The organism is Curtobacterium phyllosphaerae, assembly GCF_049341865.1.
In the GTDB taxonomy this organism is placed as follows: Bacteria; Actinomycetota; Actinomycetes; order Actinomycetales; family Microbacteriaceae; genus Curtobacterium; species Curtobacterium phyllosphaerae.
The window spans coordinates 1-21,987 of sequence record NZ_JBMPIU010000004.1; the positions used below are offsets into that span (position 1 = coordinate 1).

The 21,987-nt window shown below is 71.2% G+C and carries 22 protein-coding genes; 1 reads left to right on the top strand and 21 read right to left on the bottom strand.

All coding sequences use genetic code 11. The annotated features are described in order from the left end of the window. Nucleotides 1-414: 414 nt before the first annotated feature. The 15 genes from tyrS to infC all read right to left on the bottom strand — a co-directional run bounded on the left by tyrS (nt 415) and on the right by infC (nt 16,728). Nucleotides 415-1,743 (bottom strand): tyrosine--tRNA ligase, encoded by a 1,329-nt coding sequence (gene tyrS, locus ACO0E0_RS08065; protein WP_422870900.1) that lies wholly within the window; start codon nt 1,741-1,743, stop codon nt 415-417. Between the two features lie 9 nt (nt 1,744-1,752). Further along, nucleotides 1,753-2,415 (bottom strand): DNA-3-methyladenine glycosylase, encoded by a 663-nt coding sequence (locus ACO0E0_RS08070; protein ID WP_422870901.1) that lies wholly within the window; start codon nt 2,413-2,415, stop codon nt 1,753-1,755. Continuing rightward, complete coding sequence (argH, locus tag ACO0E0_RS08075) at nt 2,412-3,854, bottom strand: argininosuccinate lyase (protein ID WP_422870902.1); 1,443 nt, start codon at nt 3,852-3,854, stop codon at nt 2,412-2,414. Before argH ends, ACO0E0_RS08070 begins: the two co-directional genes overlap by 4 nt. Before the next feature lie 102 nt (nt 3,855-3,956). After that, nucleotides 3,957-5,168: an argininosuccinate synthase gene (locus tag ACO0E0_RS08080; RefSeq protein WP_422870903.1), complete on the bottom strand. Its 1,212-nt coding sequence runs from the start codon at nt 5,166-5,168 to the stop codon at nt 3,957-3,959. A 4-nt stretch (nt 5,169-5,172) separates the two neighbouring features. Then, nucleotides 5,173-6,105: an ornithine carbamoyltransferase gene (gene argF, locus ACO0E0_RS08085; protein ID WP_422870904.1), complete on the bottom strand. Its 933-nt coding sequence runs from the start codon at nt 6,103-6,105 to the stop codon at nt 5,173-5,175. After that, nucleotides 6,102-7,334, bottom strand: a complete 1,233-nt coding sequence (locus ACO0E0_RS08090; protein WP_422870905.1) for an acetylornithine transaminase — start codon at nt 7,332-7,334, stop codon at nt 6,102-6,104. The genes argF and ACO0E0_RS08090 overlap by 4 nt, the downstream gene beginning before the upstream one ends. Next, nucleotides 7,331-8,338, bottom strand: coding sequence for an acetylglutamate kinase (argB, locus tag ACO0E0_RS08095; protein WP_422870906.1), 1,008 nt, complete (start codon nt 8,336-8,338; stop codon nt 7,331-7,333). Before argB ends, ACO0E0_RS08090 begins: the two co-directional genes overlap by 4 nt. Continuing rightward, nucleotides 8,338-9,615 carry a bifunctional glutamate N-acetyltransferase/amino-acid acetyltransferase ArgJ gene (gene argJ, locus ACO0E0_RS08100; RefSeq protein WP_422870907.1) on the bottom strand — a complete coding sequence of 426 codons (1,278 nt, stop codon included), beginning with the start codon at nt 9,613-9,615 and terminating at the stop codon, nt 8,338-8,340. Before argJ ends, argB begins: the two co-directional genes overlap by 1 nt. Beyond that, nucleotides 9,612-10,670: an N-acetyl-gamma-glutamyl-phosphate reductase gene (gene argC / locus ACO0E0_RS08105; RefSeq protein ID WP_422870908.1), complete on the bottom strand. Its 1,059-nt coding sequence runs from the start codon at nt 10,668-10,670 to the stop codon at nt 9,612-9,614. The genes argJ and argC overlap by 4 nt, the downstream gene beginning before the upstream one ends. Before the next feature lie 78 nt (nt 10,671-10,748). Beyond that, nucleotides 10,749-13,253, bottom strand: coding sequence for a phenylalanine--tRNA ligase subunit beta (pheT, locus tag ACO0E0_RS08110; RefSeq protein WP_422870909.1), 2,505 nt, complete (start codon nt 13,251-13,253; stop codon nt 10,749-10,751). Beyond that, a complete protein-coding gene (gene pheS, locus ACO0E0_RS08115; protein WP_422870910.1) occupies nt 13,253-14,293 on the bottom strand; it encodes a phenylalanine--tRNA ligase subunit alpha in 1,041 nt (346 codons plus the stop codon). The genes pheT and pheS overlap by 1 nt, the downstream gene beginning before the upstream one ends. A gap of 61 nt (nt 14,294-14,354) precedes the next feature. Then, nucleotides 14,355-15,230: a TrmH family RNA methyltransferase gene (locus tag ACO0E0_RS08120; RefSeq protein WP_422870911.1), complete on the bottom strand. Its 876-nt coding sequence runs from the start codon at nt 15,228-15,230 to the stop codon at nt 14,355-14,357. Nucleotides 15,231-15,372: 142 nt separating this feature from the next. Then, nucleotides 15,373-15,756 (bottom strand): 50S ribosomal protein L20, encoded by a 384-nt coding sequence (rplT, locus tag ACO0E0_RS08125; RefSeq protein WP_422870912.1) that lies wholly within the window; start codon nt 15,754-15,756, stop codon nt 15,373-15,375. Between the two features lie 32 nt (nt 15,757-15,788). Further along, nucleotides 15,789-15,983: a 50S ribosomal protein L35 gene (rpmI, locus tag ACO0E0_RS08130; protein WP_422870913.1), complete on the bottom strand. Its 195-nt coding sequence runs from the start codon at nt 15,981-15,983 to the stop codon at nt 15,789-15,791. A 97-nt stretch (nt 15,984-16,080) separates the two neighbouring features. Beyond that, nucleotides 16,081-16,728: a translation initiation factor IF-3 gene (gene infC, locus ACO0E0_RS08135; RefSeq protein ID WP_422871263.1), complete on the bottom strand. Its 648-nt coding sequence runs from the start codon at nt 16,726-16,728 to the stop codon at nt 16,081-16,083. A 328-nt stretch (nt 16,729-17,056) separates the two neighbouring features. Here infC and ACO0E0_RS08140 point away from each other — a divergent pair, with 328 nt between their 5' ends. Further along, nucleotides 17,057-17,416 carry a DUF1844 domain-containing protein gene (locus tag ACO0E0_RS08140; protein WP_422870914.1) on the top strand — a complete coding sequence of 120 codons (360 nt, stop codon included), beginning with the start codon at nt 17,057-17,059 and terminating at the stop codon, nt 17,414-17,416. A 6-nt stretch (nt 17,417-17,422) separates the two neighbouring features. Here the strand turns inward: ACO0E0_RS08140 and ACO0E0_RS08145 are convergent, their stop codons facing one another. The 6 genes from ACO0E0_RS08145 to ACO0E0_RS08170 form a co-directional block, all read right to left on the bottom strand. Then, complete coding sequence (locus ACO0E0_RS08145) at nt 17,423-18,244, bottom strand: SseB family protein (RefSeq protein WP_422870915.1); 822 nt, start codon at nt 18,242-18,244, stop codon at nt 17,423-17,425. Continuing rightward, nucleotides 18,241-18,990, bottom strand: coding sequence for a bifunctional 1-(5-phosphoribosyl)-5-((5-phosphoribosylamino)methylideneamino)imidazole-4-carboxamide isomerase/phosphoribosylanthranilate isomerase PriA (gene priA / locus ACO0E0_RS08150; protein ID WP_422870916.1), 750 nt, complete (start codon nt 18,988-18,990; stop codon nt 18,241-18,243). The genes ACO0E0_RS08145 and priA overlap by 4 nt, the downstream gene beginning before the upstream one ends. A 91-nt stretch (nt 18,991-19,081) precedes the next feature. Next, nucleotides 19,082-19,717, bottom strand: a complete 636-nt coding sequence (gene hisH, locus ACO0E0_RS08155; RefSeq protein ID WP_422870917.1) for an imidazole glycerol phosphate synthase subunit HisH — start codon at nt 19,715-19,717, stop codon at nt 19,082-19,084. Continuing rightward, nucleotides 19,714-20,316 (bottom strand): imidazoleglycerol-phosphate dehydratase HisB, encoded by a 603-nt coding sequence (gene hisB, locus ACO0E0_RS08160; RefSeq protein WP_422870918.1) that lies wholly within the window; start codon nt 20,314-20,316, stop codon nt 19,714-19,716. The genes hisH and hisB overlap by 4 nt, the downstream gene beginning before the upstream one ends. Next, nucleotides 20,313-21,437 (bottom strand): histidinol-phosphate transaminase, encoded by a 1,125-nt coding sequence (locus ACO0E0_RS08165; RefSeq protein ID WP_422870919.1) that lies wholly within the window; start codon nt 21,435-21,437, stop codon nt 20,313-20,315. Before ACO0E0_RS08165 ends, hisB begins: the two co-directional genes overlap by 4 nt. A 58-nt stretch (nt 21,438-21,495) precedes the next feature. After that, nucleotides 21,496-21,873, bottom strand: a complete 378-nt coding sequence (locus ACO0E0_RS08170) for a LysM peptidoglycan-binding domain-containing protein (RefSeq protein ID WP_422870920.1) — start codon at nt 21,871-21,873, stop codon at nt 21,496-21,498. Between the last annotated feature and the right edge of the window lie 114 nt (nt 21,874-21,987).

Below are 21,987 nucleotides of genomic sequence, written 5' to 3' on the forward strand. Positions count from 1 at the left end.
GAAACACCCATCGCACGAGGTCAATAAATTGGCATTGACAATGTGCACGCTGTTGAGTTCTCAAGGACCAGACGCACTCGACCATCCACCCGCAGGCTTCAGCACCGAGGCTGTGTCTTCGTTGCCACCGATTCGCATCGCCCACGCCGATCGGCGTGGTCACTGGCTCATCCCGGAGGAGAGGATCGGTGGACTTTACATCCTAAGCGTCGAAGCCAGCCAGCACAAGGCCGGATCTGAACTTCGGTGGAGGATGGTCCCCTCTTCAGGCCGACGTGCTCCGAGACTTGCATCTCAGCCGCTCCGCCGCACCTTTGGGGTGACGAGTAAGAACTCTACGCGGCAGCCCCGGACCGGTCGAATCATGCGCGCAGCCCGGGCGTGTCGTGGGCCCGATGCCCGCAGCCGCGCGGATCAGGCGGTGACGGTCACGCCGGCGAGTGTCTTCTTGCCGCGACGGAGCACGACCACGCCCCCAGCGAGCACCGAGGACGACAGGAGCGTCACCGGATCGGTGACCCGCTCGTTGTTGACCGAGACACCGCCCTCGGCGATCGCGCGCCGCGCCGCGCCGAGCGACGCCACGAGGCCGGTCTCCACCAGCGCGCGCGCGACGTCGACGTCCGGGCCGACCGTGGCGGAGGGCAGCTCCGAGATCGCCGCGCGGAGGGTGTCCGCATCGAGGGCACGGAGGTCGCCGTTCCCGAACAGCGCGGCCGCGGCATCGATCGCGGCCTGCGTCGCGGTCTCGCCGTGCACCAGGGCGGTGACCGCGAACGCGAGCGCTCGTTGTCCTTCGCGGCGGAACGGTTCGTCCGCGACGGCGCGCGCGAGCCGGTCGATCTCGGTGCGGGGCAGGAACGTGAACGCCTTGAGGCGCTCGACGACGTCGTCGTCGGCCGTGTTGAGCCAGAACTGGTAGAAGGCGTACGGCGTCGTCATCGCGGGGTCGAGCCAGACGGCGTTCCCTTCGCTCTTGCCGAACTTCGTGCCGTCGGTGTTCGTGATGAGGGGCGTGCCGAGCGCGTGGACGGTGGCGCCCTCGGCTCGTCGGATCAGCTCCGTGCCGCTCGTCAGGTTCCCCCACTGGTCGCTGCCGCCGGTCTGCAGCGTGCACCCGTACCGGAGGAACAGCTCCCGGTAGTCCATGCCCTGCAGGATCTGGTAGCTGAACTCCGTGTAGCTGATCCCCGCGTCCGAGTTCAGCCGCGCGGAGACGGCGTCCTTCTTGATCATCGTGTTCACGCGGAAGTACTTGCCGATGTCGCGGAGGAAGTCGATCGCGGACATCGGCGACGTCCAGTCGAGGTTGTTCACCATGCGGAGCGCGTTGTCCGCGCCCGGCTCGGTCTCCGTCGCGCTCAGGAACCGGGACACCTGGTCGCGGAGACGGACGACCCAGTCCTCGACCGTCGCCCGGTCGTTCAGGGTCCGCTCCGCCGTCGGCCGCGGGTCGCCGATCAGGCCAGTCGAGCCGCCGACGAGCCCGAGGGGGCGGTGGCCCGCGAGCTGCAGTCGCCGCATGAGCAGCAGCTGGTAGAGGTTGCCGCAGTGCAGGCTCGGCGCCGTCGGGTCGAACCCGCAGTAGTACGTGATCGGCTCGCCGTCGAGGGCGTCCTTCAGTGCGGTCTCGTCGGTGGAGACCTGCACGAGACCCCGCCAGGCGAACTCGTCCCAGATCGAGGGGAAGGACGGGTCGTTCTGTTGCCGCGTCAGGACGTCGGGAGCGGTGTCACTGGACATCCGCCCATGTTAGTGGCCAGCCGGTGCGGGGTCGGGAGGCCCGTCGAGCGCCTGTGGATGACGCCGGTACGCCGACACCGTCGGGTCCCCCGCCAGCCAGAACCGCCACGGGAACCCGGCACCGCCGGCGAGACCGCGGATACCGGTCCGGGGACCGGTGCTGATGCCGGACGGGAGGTCCTGGGCGGCCGCGAGGCGTGCCTCCAGACCGTCGACCGGCGACAGCCGGACCGTGTACGGGCCGGTCCCGTCCACCGTGCTCGACCCGTCGTCGTCGAGCAGCGCGCCGAGCGCCTGGCCGAGGTTGCCCGGCCCGCGGGCCAGGCCGACGTCGGTGACCCGGTCGCCACGTCGCTCGCGTGCGACGTCGAGTCCGTCGACCACCTCGCCGGCGCGCAACAGCGATCCCGACGCGACCCCGTCCGGACCACTCACGATGTTGCAGCAGGTGTGGATCCCGTACGAGCGGTACGCGTACAGGGTTCCCGGCGGCCCGAACAGGTGCCGGTTGCGCGTCCGCACCCCGCGGAAGGCGTGCGATCCGGGGTCGGTCTCGCCCATGTACGCCTCGACCTCGGTGATCCGGATCGTCACCCCACGGCCGGAGATCGTCGCACCGAGGAGCGCCGGTGCCACGGCGAGCGCCGGCAGGTCCAGGAGACTGAGGTTCATCGGGCCAGCGGAGGGACCTCGGTGAGTGCCTTCACCTGGGCGGTGAGGGACTGCAGCTGCTCGGCGACGCGCTCGGGTGCGGTCCCACCGACCCCCGACCGGCTCCGGACGCTGCCCTCGGCGGTGAGGACCTCGCGCACCGCGGGCGTCAGGTGCTCCGAGACGCCGCGGTAGTCCTCGTCGGTCGGCTCGTCGAGCTCGATCCCCCGCGACTCGCAGAACTGCACGAGCGCTCCGGAGATCTCGTGCGCGTCCCGGAACGCGACCCCCTGCCGGACGAGCCACTCGGCGACGTCCGTGGCCAGCGAGAACCCCTGGGGTGCGAGGTCGGCCATCCGCTCGGTGTCGAAGGTCAGTGTCGCGACCATCCCGGCGAACGCGGGCAGCAGGACCTCGAGCTGTGTCACGGAGTCGAAGACGGGCTCCTTGTCCTCCTGCAGGTCGCGGTTGTACGCCAGCGGCAGCCCCTTGAGCGTCGCGAGGAGGCCCGTCAGGTTCCCGATGAGCCGCCCGCTCTTGCCGCGTGCGAGCTCGGCGATGTCCGGGTTCTTCTTCTGCGGCATGATGCTCGACCCCGTGGAGAACGCGTCATGCAGTCGGACGAACCCGAACTCCTTCGTGTTCCAGGCGATGATCTCCTCGGCGAACCGGGAGAGGTCGATGCCGACCTGCGCCGTGACGTAGGCGAACTCGGCGACGACGTCCCGCGACGCCGTCGCGTCGATCGAGTTGTCCGTCGGACGGTCGAGTCCCAGTTCGCGCGCGACGAGCGCCGGGTCGAGCCCGAGCGAACTGCCGGCGAGCGCACCCGCGCCGTACGGACTCGAACCCGCGCGGGAGGCCCAGTCCCGGAACCGCTCGAGGTCGCGGACGAGCGGCCAGGCGTGCGCGAGGAGGTGGTGCGCGAGGAGCACCGGTTGGGCGTGCTGCAGGTGTGTGCGACCGGGCATGATCGCCGAGCCGTGCGCCGTCGCCTGGGCGGTGACCGCGTCGATGAGCCCGACGACCTGGTGGCCGATGGTCCGAGCGTGGTCGAGCAGGTACAGCCGGACGAGCGTCGCGATCTGGTCGTTCCGGCTCCGTCCCGCCCGCAGCTTGCCGCCGAGTTCCGGACCGAGGTCCGCGATGAGCAGGCCCTCCAGTGCGCCGTGGACGTCCTCGTCGTCCGGACCCGGCTGCAGGGAGCCGTCGGCGAACGACGCCGCCAGCCGGTCGAGCCCCTGCAGCATCTGATCGAGCTCGTCGCTCGTCAGGTACCCCGCCGCGGCGAGCGCCCGTGCATGGGCCCGACTGCCCGCGATGTCGTACGGCGCCAGCTGCCAGTCGAACTGGGTCGAACGGCTGAGGGCTGCGAGCTCGGCGGACGGACCGTCGGCGAAGCGCCCGCCCCAGAGGGAGCCCGCGTTCGTGGCCGGCCGGTCGTCGTGCTGTTCCGTCATGGTCTCTGCTTCCGTGGTGGTGCGTTCGTGCGGGTGTCGGTGGTGCTGGGTCTCGGGAGTCCGGTCCGGCTGCCTGCCGGGTCGCGGACCTGCTCGGCCGGGTCAGTTCGCCCGGTCCCGTCGCGCCGCGATCCTGCCCGGCAACGACCAGATGTCGGCGAACCCGCGGGATGACGAGTGGTCGAGGGAGCCGTCGGTGTCGTGCGTCGCGAGGTCGAAGTCGTACAGGCTCTGGTCGCTCCGCCGGCCGATGATGGTCACCTGGCCGGCGTGGAACCGCATCCGGACTTCCCCGGACACGTACTGCTGCGTCGACTCGATGAACGCGTCGAGGCCGCGCTTCAGCCCGGAGAACCAGCGTCCGTCCGAGACGAGGTCCGCCCAGTCGCCGTCGACACCCCGCTTGTACCGGATGACGTCCCGCTCGAGCGTCAGGCTCTCGAGTGCCTCGTGCGCCGCGACCAGGGCGATCGCCGCCGGTGCCTCGTGGACCACGCGGCGCTTGGAGCCGACGAGACGGTCCTCGACGACGTCGACGCGGCCGACGCCGTGGCTGCCGCCGAGTGCGCTCACCTCCTGCACCAGTCGCAGCGGGCTGAACCGCTGACCGTCGAGCGCGACCGGGACGCCCTGCTCGAACGTGACGGTGACCTCGTCCGCCGGATGCCCCGTCGCCGGGTCCTGGGTGATCGTGTACAGGTCCTCGTCCGGGGCGACCCATGGGTCCTCGAGCAGGGTGGTCTCCACCGAACGGCCCCAGACGTTCTGGTCGCTCGACCAGTACCCGTCGACGCCCTCGGACCGGTCGAGCCCGGCGACCGGGAGACGATGCTCGCGGGCGTAGGCGACCGCCGCCTCCCGGGTCAGCGACAGGTCGCGGACCGTGGAGACCGATGCCAGGTCGGGAGCGACCGCCGCGACCGCCGCCTCGAACCGCACGTGGTCGTTGCCCGTGCCGCTGCACCCGTGCGCCACCGTGTCGGCGCCGAGCTGCTGCGCGGTCCGGGCGACGTGCCGCGCGATGAGCGGACGGCTGAGCGCCGACACGAGCGGACAGCCCTCCCGGGTGGACGCGTTCGCCTTGAGCGCCGGCATGAGGTACTCGTCGGCGAGCTCGTCCTTGGCGTCCACGACCATCGACTCCACTGCGCCGCAGTCCAGGGCGCGCTGACGGACGGACTCCATGTCCGCACCGCCCTGGCCGACGTCCACGGCGAGCGCGACGACGTCCTTGCCGGTGACGTCACGGAGCCAGCCGATCCCGACGGAGGTGTCGAGACCCCCGGAGTACGCGAGCACGACGCGGTCCGCCATCGGGTCAGCCGGCGTCGTTGTTCGCCAGGAGCCAGGCGAGCAGGGCCTTCTGGGCGTGGAGTCGGTTCTCCGCCTCGTCCCAGATGATGCTCCGCGGACCGTCGATGACCTCGGCGGTCACCTCGTACCCCCGGTCGGCCGGCAGACAGTGCATGAACACGGCGTCCTCCGCCGCGTGCGCGAGCAGGGCGTCGTCGACGCGGTAGTCCCGGAAGATGCTCACACGGAGCGCCTTCTCGTCCTCGCGGCCCATCGACACCCAGGTGTCCGTCACCACGACGTCCGCACCGGCGACCGCGGCGACCGGGTCCGTGACGACGAGCGCCGAACCCCCGGTCGTCGCCGCGATCCGCTCCGCGTCCGCGACGACGGCGGCCGACGGCGCGAACTCCTCCGGTGCGGCGACCCGGACGTGCATGCCCGCGGTCGTCCCGGCGAGCAGGTACGACTGCGCCATGTTGCTCGCGCCGTCGCCGACGAACGCGATCGTCTGGCCGGCGAGCGTCCCGCGGTGCTCCCGGATGGTCAACAGGTCGGCGAGGAGCTGGCAGGGATGGAAGTCGTCGCTCAGGGCGTTGACGACGGGCACCGTGGTGCCGTCCGCCATCTGCTCCAGTCCCGACTGCCCGTAGGTGCGCCAGACGATCGCGGACACCATCCGCTCGAGCACCCGCGCGGTGTCCGACGGGGTCTCCTTGCCGCCGAGCTGGCTCGATGCGGTGGCGATGGTGAGTGGGCTGCCGCCGAGGTCCGAGATGCCGACGTGGAACGAGACGCGCGTCCGGGTGGACGACTTGTCGAAGATCACGGCGACGGACTGCGGACCGGCCAGTGGCTTCCGCCCCCAGCGGTCCTCCTTCATGGACTCGGCGAGGTCGAGGACGGCGGTCTGCTCGGCCTGGGACAGGTCGTCGTCCCGGAGGAAGTGACGGGTCATGCGGAGGCTCCCTGGGTGTCGTGCTCGGCGGCCACGGCCTGCATCGCGTCGGCAAGGATGGCGAGGAACCGGTCGATCTCCGCGTCGGTGACGATGAGCGGCGGCGCGATGCGGAGCGACGACTCGTTCGGGGCGTTCACGATGAGCCCCCGCTCGAGCGCCGCGGTGTTGATCGCCGGACCGACCGGCCCGGTCAGTCCGACACCGACGAGCAGTCCCTCGCCTCGGACCTCCTCGACGAGTGGGCTCCGGATCGCGGCGATGCCAGCGCGGATGCGCTCGCCCTTCGTCGTCGCGGCCTCGACGAGCCCGCTCGCCTCGATCTCCTCGAGCACCGCGTTCGCCACGCGGGTCGCGAGGGGGTTGCCGCCGAAGGTCGAGCCGTGCTGCCCGGCGGAGAAGAGCTCGGACGCCCAGCCGAAGGTGACGAGCGCGCCGATCGGGAACCCACCGGCGATGCCCTTCGCGATGGTGATCGCGTCCGGGGTGATCCCGTGGTTCTGGAACGCGAACCACGAACCGGTCCGTCCGACGCCGGTCTGGATCTCGTCGAGGACGAGCAGCACGCCGTGGCGTTCGGTGATCTCCCGGGCTGCCCGGAGGTACCCGGCCGGCAGGTCGACGACGCCGGCCTCGCCCTTGATCGGTTCGAGCACCAGCGCCGCGACGTCGTCGCCGATCGCCCGTTCGAGCGCGTCGACGGTGGAGTCGATGTGCTCGACCCCGGGGAGCATCGGCAGGAAGTCCTCTTGCAGCGCGGGCTTGCCGGTCAGTGCGAGGGACCCCATGGTCCGTCCGTGGAACGAGTTCTTCAGCGCCAGGATGCGGGTCTTCCGGCCGTCCGCGCCGCGGTTCAGGCGGGCGAGCTTGACCGCGGCCTCGTTCGCCTCGGCACCGGAGTTGCCGAAGTACACGCGGCCGGCGTCCCCGGCCCCGGTGATCCGCTTGAGACGCTCGGCGAGCTCGAGCTGCGGTGGCGTCGCGAAGTAGTTCGAGACGTGCATGAGCTTCGACACCTGATCGGTGACCGCGGCGATGACGGCCGGGTGTGCGTGGCCGAGGGAGTTCACCGCTATGCCGGCGAGGAAGTCGAGGTACTCGTTGCCGTCGACGTCCCACACCCGGCACCCGTCGCCGCGCTCGAGCATGATCTTCGGCGGCGTCAGCGATCGCATGAGCGATGCACCGAACCGGTCGTTCCAGGCTGCGGTCGTCGTGCTCGTGCTCATGATGCCGTCCGTTCGTTCGTCGTGGGGGTCTCGTCAGCGGGAACTCCGGCACGGCGACCGACCTCGGCCTGCACGTGCTCGTTCTCCGTTCGTCGTCGGGGGTCCGGGATCACCTCGGTGCCCGCCCCGCGGAGGGTGAACACCTCGAGCAGGATCGAGTGCGGGATCCGCCCGTCGATGATCGTGGCCCCACCGACACCGCCGACCACGGCGTCGAGGCACGCGGTCATCTTCGGGATCATCCCCGACTCGAGGGTCGGCAGGAGACCACGCAGCTCCTCGACCGCGATGAGGTCGATGACGGAGTCGCGGTCCGGCCAGTTCCGGTAGAGGCCGGGGACGTCGGTGAGCATGATGAGCTTCGACGCGCGCAGGGCGATCGCGAGCGCTGCCGCCGCGGCGTCCGCATTGACGTTGAGCGCCTGGTCGGGGTCGGCCTCGTCGATCGCGATGCTCGACACCACCGGGATCAGGTTGGCGTCGAGGGCCGCGAGGACCCCGCTCGGGTCGACGTCGGTGATGTCCCCGACGTGCCCGAGGTCGAACTCCTCGCCGTCGATCACGACGCCACGCTTCTCACCGGTGAACATCGAGCCGCCGTCCCCGAACACGCCGACCCCGAGGCCGGCGCCGTGCTCGTTGACGAGGTCGACGATCTCCCGGTTGACCTCGCCGGCCAGGACGTCGCGGACGACGGAGATCGCCTCGGTCGTGGTCACGCGGTAGCCGCCGCGGAACTCGGAGTCGATGCCCTGCTCCGCGAGCGCGGCCGAGATCTGCGGGCCGCCGCCGTGCACCACCACGGGGTGCAGGCCCGCGTACCGCAGGTACACCATGTCCTCGGCGAACGCACGCTTGAGGTCGTCGTCGACCATCGCGTTCCCGCCGAACTTCACGACGACGACGGTGCCGGCGTGCCGTTTCAGCCACGGGAGCGACTCGATGAGCGTCGCGGCCTTGACGGCGGCGAGCTCCTGGTCCTCGTTCATCAGTCCGCCCGCCATCAGCTGGAGTACGCGCTGTTCTCGTGGACGTAGTCGTGCGTCAGGTCGTTCGTGAGGATCGTCGCCGCGAACGGCCCGACCTGCAGGTCGATCGTCACGTGCGTCTCCCGCGGCGTCAGGTCCACGAGGTCACTCGGCTGGTCCGGAGCGCCGGCGTGGCAGACCCGGACACCGTTCATGCTGACGTCGACGGCGTAGGGGTCGAACCGCGCGTCGGTCGTGCCGATCGCCGCGAGCACCCGGCCCCAGTTCGGGTCGTTGCCGAACACCGCCGCCTTGAACAGGTTGTTCCGCGCGACGCTCCGACCGACGGTCACGGCCTCGTCCTCGCTCGCGGCGCCGACGACCTCGATCGCGATGTCGTGGCTCGCGCCCTCGGCGTCCTGCTGGAGCTGCTTGGCGAGGTCCGCGCACACGGCGGTCAGGGCCTCCTGGAAGTCCCCCACCTCCGGAGCGATCCCCGAGGCGCCGGACGCCATCAGCACGACGGTGTCGTTCGTCGACATGCAGCCGTCCGAGTCGACCCGGTCGAAGGTCACACGGGTCGCGGCGCGGAGCGCGTCGTCGAGCTGCTCCGACGGCAGCGCGACGTCCGTGGTGAGGACGACGAGCATGGTGGCGAGCCCCGGTGCGAGCATCCCCGCACCCTTCGCCATCCCGCCGATGGTCCACGTGCCGACGTCGTCGGTCTCGGTGACGACGCTCTGCTTGGCATGGGTGTCCGTCGTGATGATCGCGTCGGCTGCGTCCGCGCCCCCGTCGGTGCTGAGCGCTGCGCTCGCCATGGCGACACCGCGCAACACGCCGTCCCGGAACGTCTGGTCCCCGACACCGATCAGGCCCGTGGAGCAGACGACCACGTCGCCGGCACCGATGCCGAGCGCGGCGGCGACGGCCTCGGCGGTCTGGTGGGTCGTCTGGAAGCCGAACGCTCCCGTGAAGCAGTTCGCGCCTCCCGAGTTGAGGACGACGGCGCGCGCCGCGCCGTCCGCGACCACCTGCTGCGACCAGACGACGGGGTGCGCCTTCGCACGGTTGCTCGTGAACACCGCCGCGACGGCGTCCGACGGACCGTCGTTCACGACGAGCGCCACGTCGGGCTTGCCGCTCGCCTTGAGTCCGGCGGTCACGCCCGCCGCGCGGAAGCCCCGAGCGGCGGTGACGCCGGAGGCGTTCGTCTCGTCGGTCGGGCCGGTCCCGTCGGTCGGGCCGGTCCCGTCGGTCGGGCCTGCATGGAGGCTCGGGGCGCCCTGGTGCTGTTCGCCTGCGTCGGTCACGGTGCGACTCCGTCCATGCTGAGGCCCAGGGTCTCCGGGAACCCGAGCGCGATGTTCGTCGACTGGACCGCGGCGCCCGCGGTGCCCTTCGCGAGGTTGTCGAGGGCCGAGATCGCGACGACCCGGCCGGCCGCGTCGTCGACGGCGAGCCCGACGAGCGCGGTGTTCGCACCGATCGTGTCCGCCACCCGCGGGAACTCGCCCTCCGGCAGGAGGTGCACGAACGGCTCGTCCGCGTACGCCTGCTCCCATGCGGCCCGGACGTCCGCCGCGCTGACCCCCGGTGCGGTCCTGGCCGTCGTCGTCGCGAGGATGCCCCGCGACATCGGCACGAGCACCGGCGTGAACGAGATGCCGACGCCCGTCGCACCCGCCACCCGGAGGTTCTGCCGGATCTCCGGGACGTGACGGTGGCCCCCGCCGACCGCGTAGGCCGAGGCGGACCCCATGATCTCGGCCGCCAGGTACGTGTTCGCCAGTTTCTTGCCGGCACCGGACGGCCCGACGCTGAGCACGGCGACGATGTCGTCCGCCTCCACGACGCCGGCTGCCACACCGGGCGCGATCCCGAGGGTGACCGCCGTGACGTTGCACCCCGGGACGGCGATCCGCTTGGTGCCCTCGAGTGCGGTCCGCTGCTTGACGCCGGCCCCGCTGTCCGTCGAGTGCACCAGCTCGGGGAGGCCGTAGGTCCAGGCGCCGAAGTACTCGCCGCCGTAGAACGCGGCCCAGTCGTCCGGGTCGGTGAGCCGGTGGTCGGCGCCGCAGTCCACGACGAGTGTGTCGGCGTCCAGTTGGGCGGTGATCGCCCCGGACTCACCGTGCGGCAGCGCCAGGAACACGACGTCGTGACCGCGGAGGTTCTCCGGCGTCGTGTCCACCAGGGTGAGGTGCGCGAGCGAACGCAGGTGCGGCTGGGTCGTGACGAGCGGTTGTCCCGCGTTCGAGAACGCGGTCACCGTCCGGACCTCGAACTCGGGATGCGCGGCGAGGATGCGGAGCAGCTCACCGCCCGCGTAACCGCTGGCTCCCGCCACGGCGACGGATACGGACATTCGGTTCCACCTTGGATTCGGACTTGACGTCGAGGAAGTCGGAGGAGGCGGCCCCGGGCGAGGCTGATCGGTCGCCGATCAGTCGCGCAGGGTCGCCCCGAATCGCTCGCCGGCACGTCGGACGGCGCCGTCACGGGCCACGGAGGCCTCGGCGGCGGTCAGCGTGCGGTCCGTGGCACGGAAGCGCAGCGCGAACGTCAGGGACTTCTGTCCCTCGTCCACACCCGTGCCCCGGTAGTCGTCCACGAGGCGAGCATACTCCAGCAGGTCGCCCGCGCCGGTCCGGACCGCGTCGAGGACGGCACCCGCGGGGACGTCGGCACCGACGACGAGGGACAGGTCCTGCGTCGCGGCGGGGTACGTGACGATGGGCGTCGACACGACCGACGTGGGTGCCGCCGCGATGAGCGCATCGAGGTCGATCTCGACCACGGCGACCACACGGGGCAGGTCGACGCGCTCCGTGAACGCCGGCAGGAGTTCGCCCGCGACCCCCACCGGGACGGACTCCCCGTCCGCGACGACGGACAACGAGGCCGCCCGACCCGGGTGCAGCGACGGATGGCTCGTCTGGGTGACCTCGAGTTCCGCGCCCACGGCCCAGGCGATCAGCCGGGCGGTGTCGAGCGCGTCCGCGAGCCCGAACGGCTCCGCCGCGACACCCGGCTGCTTGACGACACGCGAGCCGGCGAACAGCGCCGACACGTGGTTCGGCTGTGCGGGGAGCGCGGCGTCCATCCCCACGATGACGGCATCCGTCGGCCGGACGGCACCCGGCGCGATCGAGTCCGTCCCGAGTGGGGCGTCCGCGGTGGGCAGGAACACCCGCGCCGTCTCGTACAGGGCGATGTCGACGAGACCGCGCGCGACGTTGCGCCGCGCGACGTCGACGAGCGCCGGCAGGCCACTGCGGCGCAGCAGGGCCAGCTCGGTGTCGAGGGGGTTCGCGAGCACGACGCTCGGGCCGCCGTCCGGGTCGATGCCGGGGAACTCGGCCTGCGTCGCCGCGGACACGAACGGCGCGCTGAGGATCTCGACGAGCCCGTCGGCGGCGAGCGCGGCAGCGACTCGTCGGCGCGCTCGTTGGGACGCCGACAGCCCGCGACCGGGGGGCGCGACGGGCAGGATGCTCGGGATGCGATCGTAGCCGACGATGCGCGCGACCTCCTCCACCAGGCTGACGTCGTCGACGAGATCGGGCCGCCACGACGGCGGGGTGACGTGCAGCAGGCGGTCGTCCTGCTCGACGGTGGCTCCGACGGCGCGGAGGGTGTCGATGACGTCGGCGTCGCGGTAGTCGACCCCGACCACCGCTGCGGGACGATCGAGCGGGAGCGCGACGGCGGCACGTGGCCGGTCGTCGACGAGCGTCGAGCCCAGGGTGTCGGCGGTCCCCCCGGCGAGCTCGACGAGGAGCTCGACGGCACGGGCGGCAGCGGCTTCGGCCACGAGCGGGTCGACACCCCGCTCGAACCGGCGGGAGGCCTCGCTCGGCAGCTTGTGTCGGCGGGCGGTGCGCGCGATCGACACCTGGTCGAACCCGGCCGCCTCGATCAGGACGTCGGTGGTGCCCGCCCCGATCTCGGTCCGGGCACCGCCCATCACACCGGCGAGACCAACGGCGCCCGTGGCGTCCGCGATGACGAGGTCTTCGGGGTCGAGCGTCCGTGTCCGGTCGTCGAGGGTGACGAGGGTCTCCCCCGCCGTGGCACGCCGGACCGTCAGACCGCCGTCGACACGCGCGAGGTCGTACCCGTGCAGCGGCTGACCGAGCTCGAACATGACGTAGTTCGTGATGTCGACCGGCAGCGAGATGCTCCGCACACCGACGAGTGACAGCCGCGCCGTCATCCACGCCGGCGTCGGACGGGTCGGGTCGATGCCGCGGACCACACGCGTCACGAAGGTGTGTGCGCCGACGTTGCCGCGGATCGGGGCGGCATCGGCGATCGTCACGGGGAAGCCGTCGCCGGTGCGGGGCGTCGGCCTGGTCGCCGGGTCGGTGAAGGTCGCCCCGGTGGCGTGCGCGTACTCGCGGGCGACACCACGGACGCTGAGGGCGTACCCGCGGTCCGGGGTCACGTTGATCTCGACCGCGGCGTCGTCGAGGCCGAGCAGCCCGATCGCGTCCGCCCCCACCGGTGGCTCCATCCCGAGGTCGGCGAAGCGCAGGATGCCGTCGTGGTCCTCGCCGAGACCGAGCTCGCGCGCCGAGGCGATCATGCCGTCGGACACGTGGCCGTACGTCTTCCGCGCGGCGATCGGGAACGGCCCGGGCAGGACGGCACCCGGCAGCGTCACCACCACGAGGTCGCCGACGTCGAAGTTGTGGGCACCGCAGACGATGCCGCGCGGTTCCGGCTCGCCGACGTCCACGCTGCACCAGTTGATCGTCTTGCCGTTCGTCTGCGGCTCCGGCTCGCGCGAGAGCACCCGTCCGACGACGATCGGTCCGGTGAGGTCGAAGGTGTGGACGGATTCTTCCTCGAACCCGACGGAGACGAGCGCGGCGTGCACGTGCTCGAGGGTCGTGTCCTCGGGGAGGTCGACGGACTCGCCGAGCCAGCGGAGTGGGACGCGCATCAGACCACCGTTCCGAACTGCTGCGAGAAGCGGATGTCGCCCTCGACCATGTCGCGCATGTCATTGAGGTCGTTGCGGAACTGGAGCGTCCGCTCGATCCCCATCCCGAAGGCGAAGCCCTGGTACTCGGCGGGGTCGATGCCCGCCGCCCGGAGCACGTTCGGGTTCACCATGCCGCACCCGCCCCACTCGACCCAGCGCGCGCCGCCCTTGGCGTTCGGCTGCCAGACGTCCATCTCGGCGGAGGGTTCGGTGAACGGGAAGTAGTTCGGGCGCAACCGGATCTCGGCGGCGTCGCCGAACATCTGCCGCGCGAAGTGCTCGAGCGTCCCGCGCAGGTGCGCCATCGTCAGGCCCCGGTCGATCGCGATGCCCTCGACCTGGGTGAAGACGGGGGTGTGGGTCGCGTCGAGTTCGTCCGAACGGTAGACGCGCCCGGGGGCGATCACGTAGAGCGGGAGGTCGCGCTCGAGCAGGGAGCGGATCTGCACCGGTGACGTGTGTGTGCGCATCAGGAGGTGACGGTCCACCGGCTCGACGAACAGGGTGTCCTGCATCGCCCGCGCGGGGTGGTCCTGGTCGAAGTTCAGCGCGTCGAAGTTGAACCACTCGTGCTCGAGCTCGGGCCCTTCCGCGATCTCCCACCCCATGCCGACGAAGATGTCGCCGACGGTCTCCTGCAGCAGCGAGAGCGGGTGGCGCGCACCGGGGTGCCGACGACTCGGCAGCGCTGTGACGTCGAGACGCTCGGCATCGATGCGCGCGGATTCTTCGGCTTCGGCCAGGACGGACTCCTGTGCGGCGACGGCCTGGTTCACCCGAGCGCGGGCCTGGCCGACGAGCTTGCCCGCGGCCGCCTTCTGGTCCGGAGCGACCGAACGCATCGTGGCGTTCATCCGGGCGAGCGTCGACTGCTCCCCGGTGTGCTCGGCGCGCGCCTGCTTGAGCTCCGCGACCGTGGTCGCGGCCTGGACGGCGGTCAGCGCGGAGTCCACCGCGGCGGCGACGGCCGGTTCGCTGATCTCGAGTGGTTCTGACACGGTTGTCAAGCCTACCGGCAGGTGGGATACCGCCTCTCCCGTCCGGGCGGACTGTGGAGGACTAGCGCGAGGCCGTGCGCTGTGCGAAGGCCGACTCGTAGAGGCACACGCTCGCCGCGGTCGCCAGGTTCATCGACTCCGCGAGGCCGTAGATCGGCACCTTCACGGCACGGTCGACGAGACGCAGGTCGTCCTCGGTGAGCCCACGCGCCTCGTTGCCGAACACCCACACGGTCGGGCCGTCGAGCATGCCCTCGGCGCGGACGGTCAGCAGGTCGTCACCGGAGACGTCCGCCGCGAGGACCGTGTACCCGGCGGCCTTCGCGCGGCTGATGGCGTTCGGGAGCTCGACGCCGACCGCCACCGGGAGGTGGAACAACGAGCCGGTGGTGGACCGCACCACCTTCGGGTTGTACGGATTGACGCTCCGGCCCGTCATGACGACCGCGTCCGCGCCGGCCGAGTCCGCAGCGCGGATGATGGTGCCGGCGTTCCCCGGGTCACGCACCTGCTCGAGGACCACGACCAGGCCGGGCCGCGCCTCCCGTCCGGCGGCGTCGGCGTCGGCGCCGTCGCCCGGCGCGGACTCCTCCACCGCACGGAAGACGTCCTTGACCGACGTCGGGAACTGCTCGCACACCGCGACGACCCCCTGGGGCGTCACGGTGTCGGCCATTGCGTCGAGCACGGCCTCGGTGACGAAGACGAGCTCGAGGCCCACGGCGTCCGCGGCCTCACCGATCTGCGCGTGCCGCTCGAGGGCCGTCGGCGTCACGAAGAGCTCCTGCAGGAGGCCGGGTCGGTACTGCAGCGCCTCGGACACCGCCTGCGGGCCCTCGAGCAGGAACAGACCGGTCTCGGCGCGGACGTCCTTCTTGCCGAGTGCGGCGACGGCCTTGACGCGGGCGGAGCGGGGGTTCTCGAGGAGTTCTGGCACGGGCTCAGTCTGACAGCCTCCGGGCGGAGCCTCACTCCACCGGGACGACGAAGGACCCGATCCCATGGCGGGATCGGGTCCTTCGTGGACATCCGGACTCCGCGGCCTCCGAGGCCGAGGGGTCCTTCGTGGACGTCCGGGACTACGCGGCCTTCGGGGCCGAGGTGTCGGCCGGGAGCGCTGCCTTGGCGGTGGCCACGAGCGACGCGAACGTCTCCGGGTTGTTCACCGCGAGGTCCGCGAGGATGCGACGGTCGACCTCGACACCCGCGAGCCCGAGGCCCTGGATGAGGCGGTTGTAGGTCAGGCCGTTCGCGCGCGACGCAGCGTTGATGCGCTGGATCCAGAGGCGGCGGAACTCGCCCTTCTTCGCGCGGCGGTCGCGGTACGCGTAGACGAGGGAGTGGGTGACCTGCTCCTTCGCCTTGCGGTACAGGCGCGAACGCTGGCCGCGGTAGCCCTCGGCGCGCTCGAGGATGACCCGACGCTTCTTGTGGGCGTTGACGGCCCTCTTGACTCTAGCCATGACGTGTTTTCCTTACGATCCGGGTCGGCGGCTCAGCGGCCGAGGAGCTTCTTGATGACCTTGGCGTCGGCCGGAGCCAGGACCTGGTCGGTGTTCAGGCGGGCCTTGCGCTTGGCGGCCTTGACCTCGAGGTTGTGACGCATACCGGCCTGCTGCTTCATGAGCTTGCCGGTACCGGTGACCTTGAAGCGCTTCTTGGACCCGGAGTGGGTCTTCTGCTTGGGCATGTGGGTGCCTTTCCGTACGGGGTGGTGGTCGCGCTGCTCACACGGATGTGATGTCGCGGGGTTCATGTGCCGCGGCGGTGCGACGGGTGCTGTGGTGCTACTCGGCCGGGGCCGTGGCGCTGTCCGCGGGGGTCGTGCTCGTCGCGGTGGTGCCGGCGCCGTCCGCGTGCGCCTGCGCACGCTTCTCTTCCTTCTGGGCGGCCTTCTTCGCGTTCGCCTCGGCCTTCGCGTCGGACTTGTTCTTGAGCGGCGACACGACCATGGTCATGTTGCGGCCGTCCTGGGTCGGGCGCGACTCGACGACACCGAACTCGGCGATGTCCTCGGCGAACCGCTGCAGGAGGCGAACGCCCTGGTCGGGACGCGACTGCTCACGCCCACGGAACAGGATCATGGCCTTGACCTTGTCGCCCGCCGCGAGGAACCCCTCGGCGCGCTTGCGCTTGGTCTCGTAGTCGTGCGCATCGATCTTCAGGCGGAAACGGACCTCTTTCAGGATCGTGTTCGCCTGGTTGCGTCGGGCCTCCTTGGCCTTCTGCGCAGCTTCGTACTTGAACTTGCCGTAGTCCATGATCTTGGCCACGGGCGGCTTCGAGTTCGGAGCAACCTCGACCAGATCCAGGTCTGCCTCTTGTGCGAGACGCAGTGCGACGGCGATGGGGACAACGCCGACCTGTTCACCACCGGGTCCGACGAGGCGGACTTCGGAGACACGGATTCGGTCGTTGGTACGGGGATCGCTGATGCGGAACTCCTCTTGTCTGCGGGTGTCCGACCGGCCGAACGGCTGGGCGGAGGCGGCGATGCAAGGAGGTTCGTACGTACGGATCTGACCCGCTGTACCCGCCCGGTGTCGGACCGCTCGGACACCGTGGGGTGTCCTGCAGTCCGACCGACCCACGTCGCGTGCAGCGGACTGCCGGACGTCGGGCGGAGCGGTGGTGACCCGGTAACCTGTGGTGCGTGGTCGCGGGTGGGAGAAACTCCTCTTTCGCGCTGCTGTGTGCGGCTGTCCACCTGCGTGGACGGCGCGCGACAGCAACTGCCGCCGAGAAGTCTAGCAGAGGAGCACCATGACCGACAGCCCGTACGACGACGAGCCCGTGTTCTCCGGGGACGAGGCCCGCGACATCGCCGAGGTCCCGGCCGTCGAGCTCATCAACACCGTCAGCATCCACCTCCTGAGCGCCGCGGCGGTCAAGGTCGGACTCGCCGACGACCCGGACTCGCAGACGGACCTCGACGAGGCCCGGAAGCTCATCTCCGCGCTCGCCGGGCTCGTCACCGCGGCGGCCCCGGAGATCGGCGACCACCACGCGAGGCCGCTCCGCGACGGGCTCCGGAGCGTGCAGCTCGCGTTCCGCGAGGCGTCGACGATCCCGGACGCGCCGGGCAAGGGCCCTGGGGAGAAGTACACCGGCCCGGTGAACTGACCGGCGTCAGCCTGCCGGGCGCAGCGCGATCCCGAGACTGTCGACGCGCTCGGCGACCCGCGGGTCGGTCCCCCAGCTCCGCTGCAGCCGACCGAGGAGTCCGAGCACCTCGTCCTCGGTCAGCCCGGGGACGAGCACGAGGCCGACGGTGAGCTCGGGCCCCGCGAACCGCGACTGCGGGTCACCCGGCGCGAGCTCGACACGGACGACGGCGGGCTCGTCCGCGACGGCGTCCGCGATCGCCTCCCCGACACGCGGGTCCTCGAAGCACGGTGTCCACGAACGGTCCTGACCGAGCGCCCACACCGCGGGTCGGCGGAGCACGAACTCGGTCGGCGAGGTCGGGTCCAGGACGACGACCTCGGTCCCCTCGCTGGCTGCGGCCATCGCCACGCGGCGCGACTCCACCGGGACCGGGCGGGCTCCGGGGTCCCAGGCGCGCATCGCGTCCACCGAGGTGAACGCCGGCATGACACGGCGACCGTCGGGGCCGGCGACCGTCACGATCGACAGTTCCTGGGTCTTGTCGACGAGCCGCCCGTCCTCGGTCGCGCCGACGTCCCCAGCATGGGCGACGAGCGGGACGAGGAGTCGGGCAGGGCGGACGGCGTCGAGGACGGCGGCGTGCGAGCCCGATCCGGACCTGACGGCCCGGATGGCGGCGAGGAGGGCCGGGTCGGCGGATCCGTCGTCGCCGGCGAAGGTCGTGTCGTGTGCCTGGAACGTCCGGCCCGCCCACGGGAGGCCGGCGCTGTCGTGGCCATGCCCGTGCGGGTCCGGACGCTCGTCGGCGGGCCCGTGCGGGTCCGGACCCTCCTGCGCGGTCACTCGGAGGCCACGTCGAGCGCCGCCGCGAGCGTGAAGGCACCCGAGTACAGCGCCTTGCCGATGATCGCGCCCTCGAGGCCGGACGGCACGAGTTCGCGGAGCGCCCGGAGGTCGTCGAGCGTCGAGATGCCCCCCGACGCGACCACCGGCCGGTCGGTCCGTGCCGTCACCTGGCGGAGCAGGTCCACGTTCGGGCCCTGCAGCGTGCCGTCCTTCGTGACGTCGGTCACCACGTAGCGGGCACACCCCGCGTCCTCGAGCCGGTCGAGCACGGTGAAGAGGTCGCCCGCGTCCTCCGTCCACCCCCGGCTCGCGAGCGTCGTGCCCCGGACGTCGAGCCCGACGGCGATGCGGTCCCCGTACGTGCCGATCACCCGGGCGGCCCAGTCCGGGTCCTCGAGCGCCGCCGTCCCGAGGTTCACCCGGGCGGCACCGGTGGCGAGGGCCGCTTCGAGCGACGCGTCGTCGCGGATGCCGCCGGAGAGCTCCACGGCGATGCCGTCGACCCGGCGGATGATCCGCCCGATGACGTCGCGGTTCTCCCCGCGGCCGAACGCCGCGTCGAGGTCGACGAGGTGGATCCACTCGGCACCCTGGTCGTGCCACGCCGCGGCGGCGTCGACCGGGTCGCCGTAGCCCGTCTCACTGCCCGCCTCGCCCTGGGTCAGGCGCACCGCGGTGCCGTCGACGATGTCGACGGCGGGCAGGAGGACGAGGGGCGGGACGCTGGCGAGTTCGTCGGTCATGGGGCCTTCCGGGAGGATCGGGGCGGTCGCTCGGGACCGGCTGCGGTCACAGGCGCTGATCGGGTTCGTCGGTGGCGCAGAGCCCGGCCGTTCAGAGGGTGCGGAGCCAGTTCGCGAGCAGCGCGATCCCGGCGGCACCGGACTTCTCCGGGTGGAACTGCGTGGCCGAGAGCGGACCGTTCTCGACCGCCGCGAGGAACCGCTCCCCGTGGGTGGCCCAGGTGGTCCGCGGACCGGCGAACGGTCCGTGTGCGTCGATGTCGAGGCTCGTCGCCGCGTACGAGTGCACGAAGTAGAACCGCTCGTCGTGCAGACCGTCGAAAAGCACCGAGTCCGCCGGTGCCTCGACCTGGTTCCACCCCATGTGCGGGACGACGTCGGCGTGCAGCTGCTCGACGGTGCCCGGCCACTGCCCGAGCCCTTCGACGTCCGCGCCGCGCTCGATCCCACGTTCGAACAGGACCTGCATGCCGACGCAGATCCCGAGGACCGGTCGGCTCCCCGCGAGACGTCGGTCGACGATCTCACCGCCCTGTACGGCTGCGAGCTGGTCCATCACGGCACGGAACGCTCCGACACCGGGCACGAGGAGACCGTCCGCGTGGAGTGCGGCCTGCTTGTCCCCGGTCACTGTCACGTCCGCGCCGGCGTGCTCCAGGGCCTTGGCCGCCGAGTGGATGTTGCCCGATCCGTAGTCGAGCACCACGACACCGGGGCGTGTCGTCACAGCGACCCCTTCGTCGACGGGATGCCGTCGATGCGGGGGTCCAGCGCGACCGCTGTGCGGAGGGCCCGGGCGAACGCCTTGAACTCGGCCTCGGCGACATGGTGCGGATCGCGACCCCCGAGCACCCGGACGTGCACCGTGAGTCCGGCGTGCATGGTGATCGCCTCGAACGCGTGCCGGACGAGCGACCCGGTGAAGTGTCCGCCGATGCGGTGCAGGGCGAAGCCGTCCGGCTCCCCCGTGTGCACGAGGTACGGCCGTCCTGAGACGTCGACGACGGCCTGCGCGAGCGCCTCGTCCAACGGGACCAGGGCATCGCCGTACCGGCTGATCCCCGCACGGTCGCCGAGCGCCTGGCGGATCGCCTGACCGAGCACGATCGCGGTGTCCTCGACCGTGTGGTGGGCGTCGATCTCGGTGTCACCGGTCGCCACGACGTCGAGGTCGATCAGCGAGTGCTTCGAGAACGCGGTGAGCATGTGGTCGTAGAACGGCACCGACGTCGAGATCGAGGAGGTCCCCGTGCCGTCGAGGTCCAGCGAGAGGGACACCGAGGACTCGCTCGTGGTCCGCGTGATCGAAGCGGTGCGCGCGGTCATGCGTCAACCCTAACGGCGGGACGGTCCGCGGTGATCGCACGCATGGCGTCCAGGAACACGGTCGTCTCGGCGGCGGTCCCGGCGCTGACGCGGAGGTGCCCCGGGATCCCGAGGTCCCGGACGATGACGTCGTGCTCCAGGAGGCGCTCGAAGACGGCGTTCGGGTCGTCCACGCCGCCGAAGAGGACGAAGTTCGACCAGGTCTCGTACGGGTGGTAGCCCATGGACCGGAGGTCGGTCACCATGCGGTCGCGCTGCACGACGATGTCGTCCACCATCCGGAGCATCTCCGGCGCGTGCCGGAGGGCCGCGGTCGCCGCCGCCTGTGTGAGCGCGGACAGGTGGTACGGCAACCGGACGAGCCGCAACGCATCGACGACTGCCGGGTGTGCGGCGAGGTAGCCGACCCGGGCACCGGCGAACGCGAACGCCTTGCTCATCGTGCGGGAGACGACGAGCCGTTCCCGACCCGGCAGGAGCGTCACGGCGCTGCGCCGGTCCTTCGGCATGAACTCGGCGTAGGCCTCGTCGACCATCACGATGCCGTCGGTGGCGTCGTACGCGGCCTCGATGGTCTCGAGGTGGAGCGGCGTCCCCGTCGGGTTGTTCGGACCGCAGAGGAACACGATGTCCGGGTGGTGTGCCCGGACAGCCGCCGCTGCCGTGTCGGGACCGATCGTGAAGTCGGCGTCTCGCTGTGCGGGGACCCACCTGGTCCCGGTGCCCGCCGCGATGATCGAGTGCATCGAGTAGGTGGGCGGGAACCCGAGGACGGAGCGGCCCGGACCGCCGAACGCCTGCATGAGCTGCTGGATGACCTCGTTCGACCCGTTCGCGGCCCAGATCTGCTGTGGGACGAGCTGCTGCTCGGGTGGCAGACCGCCGTTCAGGTAGCCGGCGAGGGCGTCGCGGAGACCGGTGAACTCGCGGTCCGGGTACCGGTTCACCGTGAGGAGCGCGGTCCGGACCGACTCGAGGATGTCATCCGCGACGTCCGCAGGAACCGAATGCGTGTTCTCGTTGACGTTGAGGGCCACACTGACGTGCATCTGCGGTGCGCCGTACGGGTTCTGCCCACGGAGATCATCGCGGATGGGGAGGTCTTCAAGAGTCAATGCCACGGACCCATGCTAGGGCGACCCCACCTGGCGGTCGGGCTGCCCGGACCGTCCGTGGACGCTACTCGGCGTCGGCGAGGGGGATGGCAATCCGCTGCCCGGCCTGGACTGCCGAACCGTCGAGGTTGTTCAGCGTCACGACGTCCTGGACGAAGTCACGCGGATCGGTGTTCGGCGCCTGTTCCTCGGCGACCTGCCAGAGGGACTCGCCCGGCTGGATGGTCACGGTCTGGAAGGCCGTCCGGTGCGTCGACGCGGTACCGGCGCCGGCCGAGGCCTGCCCGCCGTTCAGCATCACGAGCCCGACGAACAGGAGCAGCGGGATCGCCGCCAGGACCGTGAACACGACACGACCGCGGCGGGTCAGCCGGAGCCTGGGACGCGGGGCCCCGGTCGGCCGAACGGTGGTGCTGCGCTGGGAGATCATCGCTGTGCTCATGTCGTCTGCCTCTCTGAGAGTGTTCCTGCGTCGGGTGCATCGGCAGGTCCTGGTCGAACCCGTGTACCGAACATACGTTCGAACCGCCGGACATGCAAGCCCCTCGACGAGATC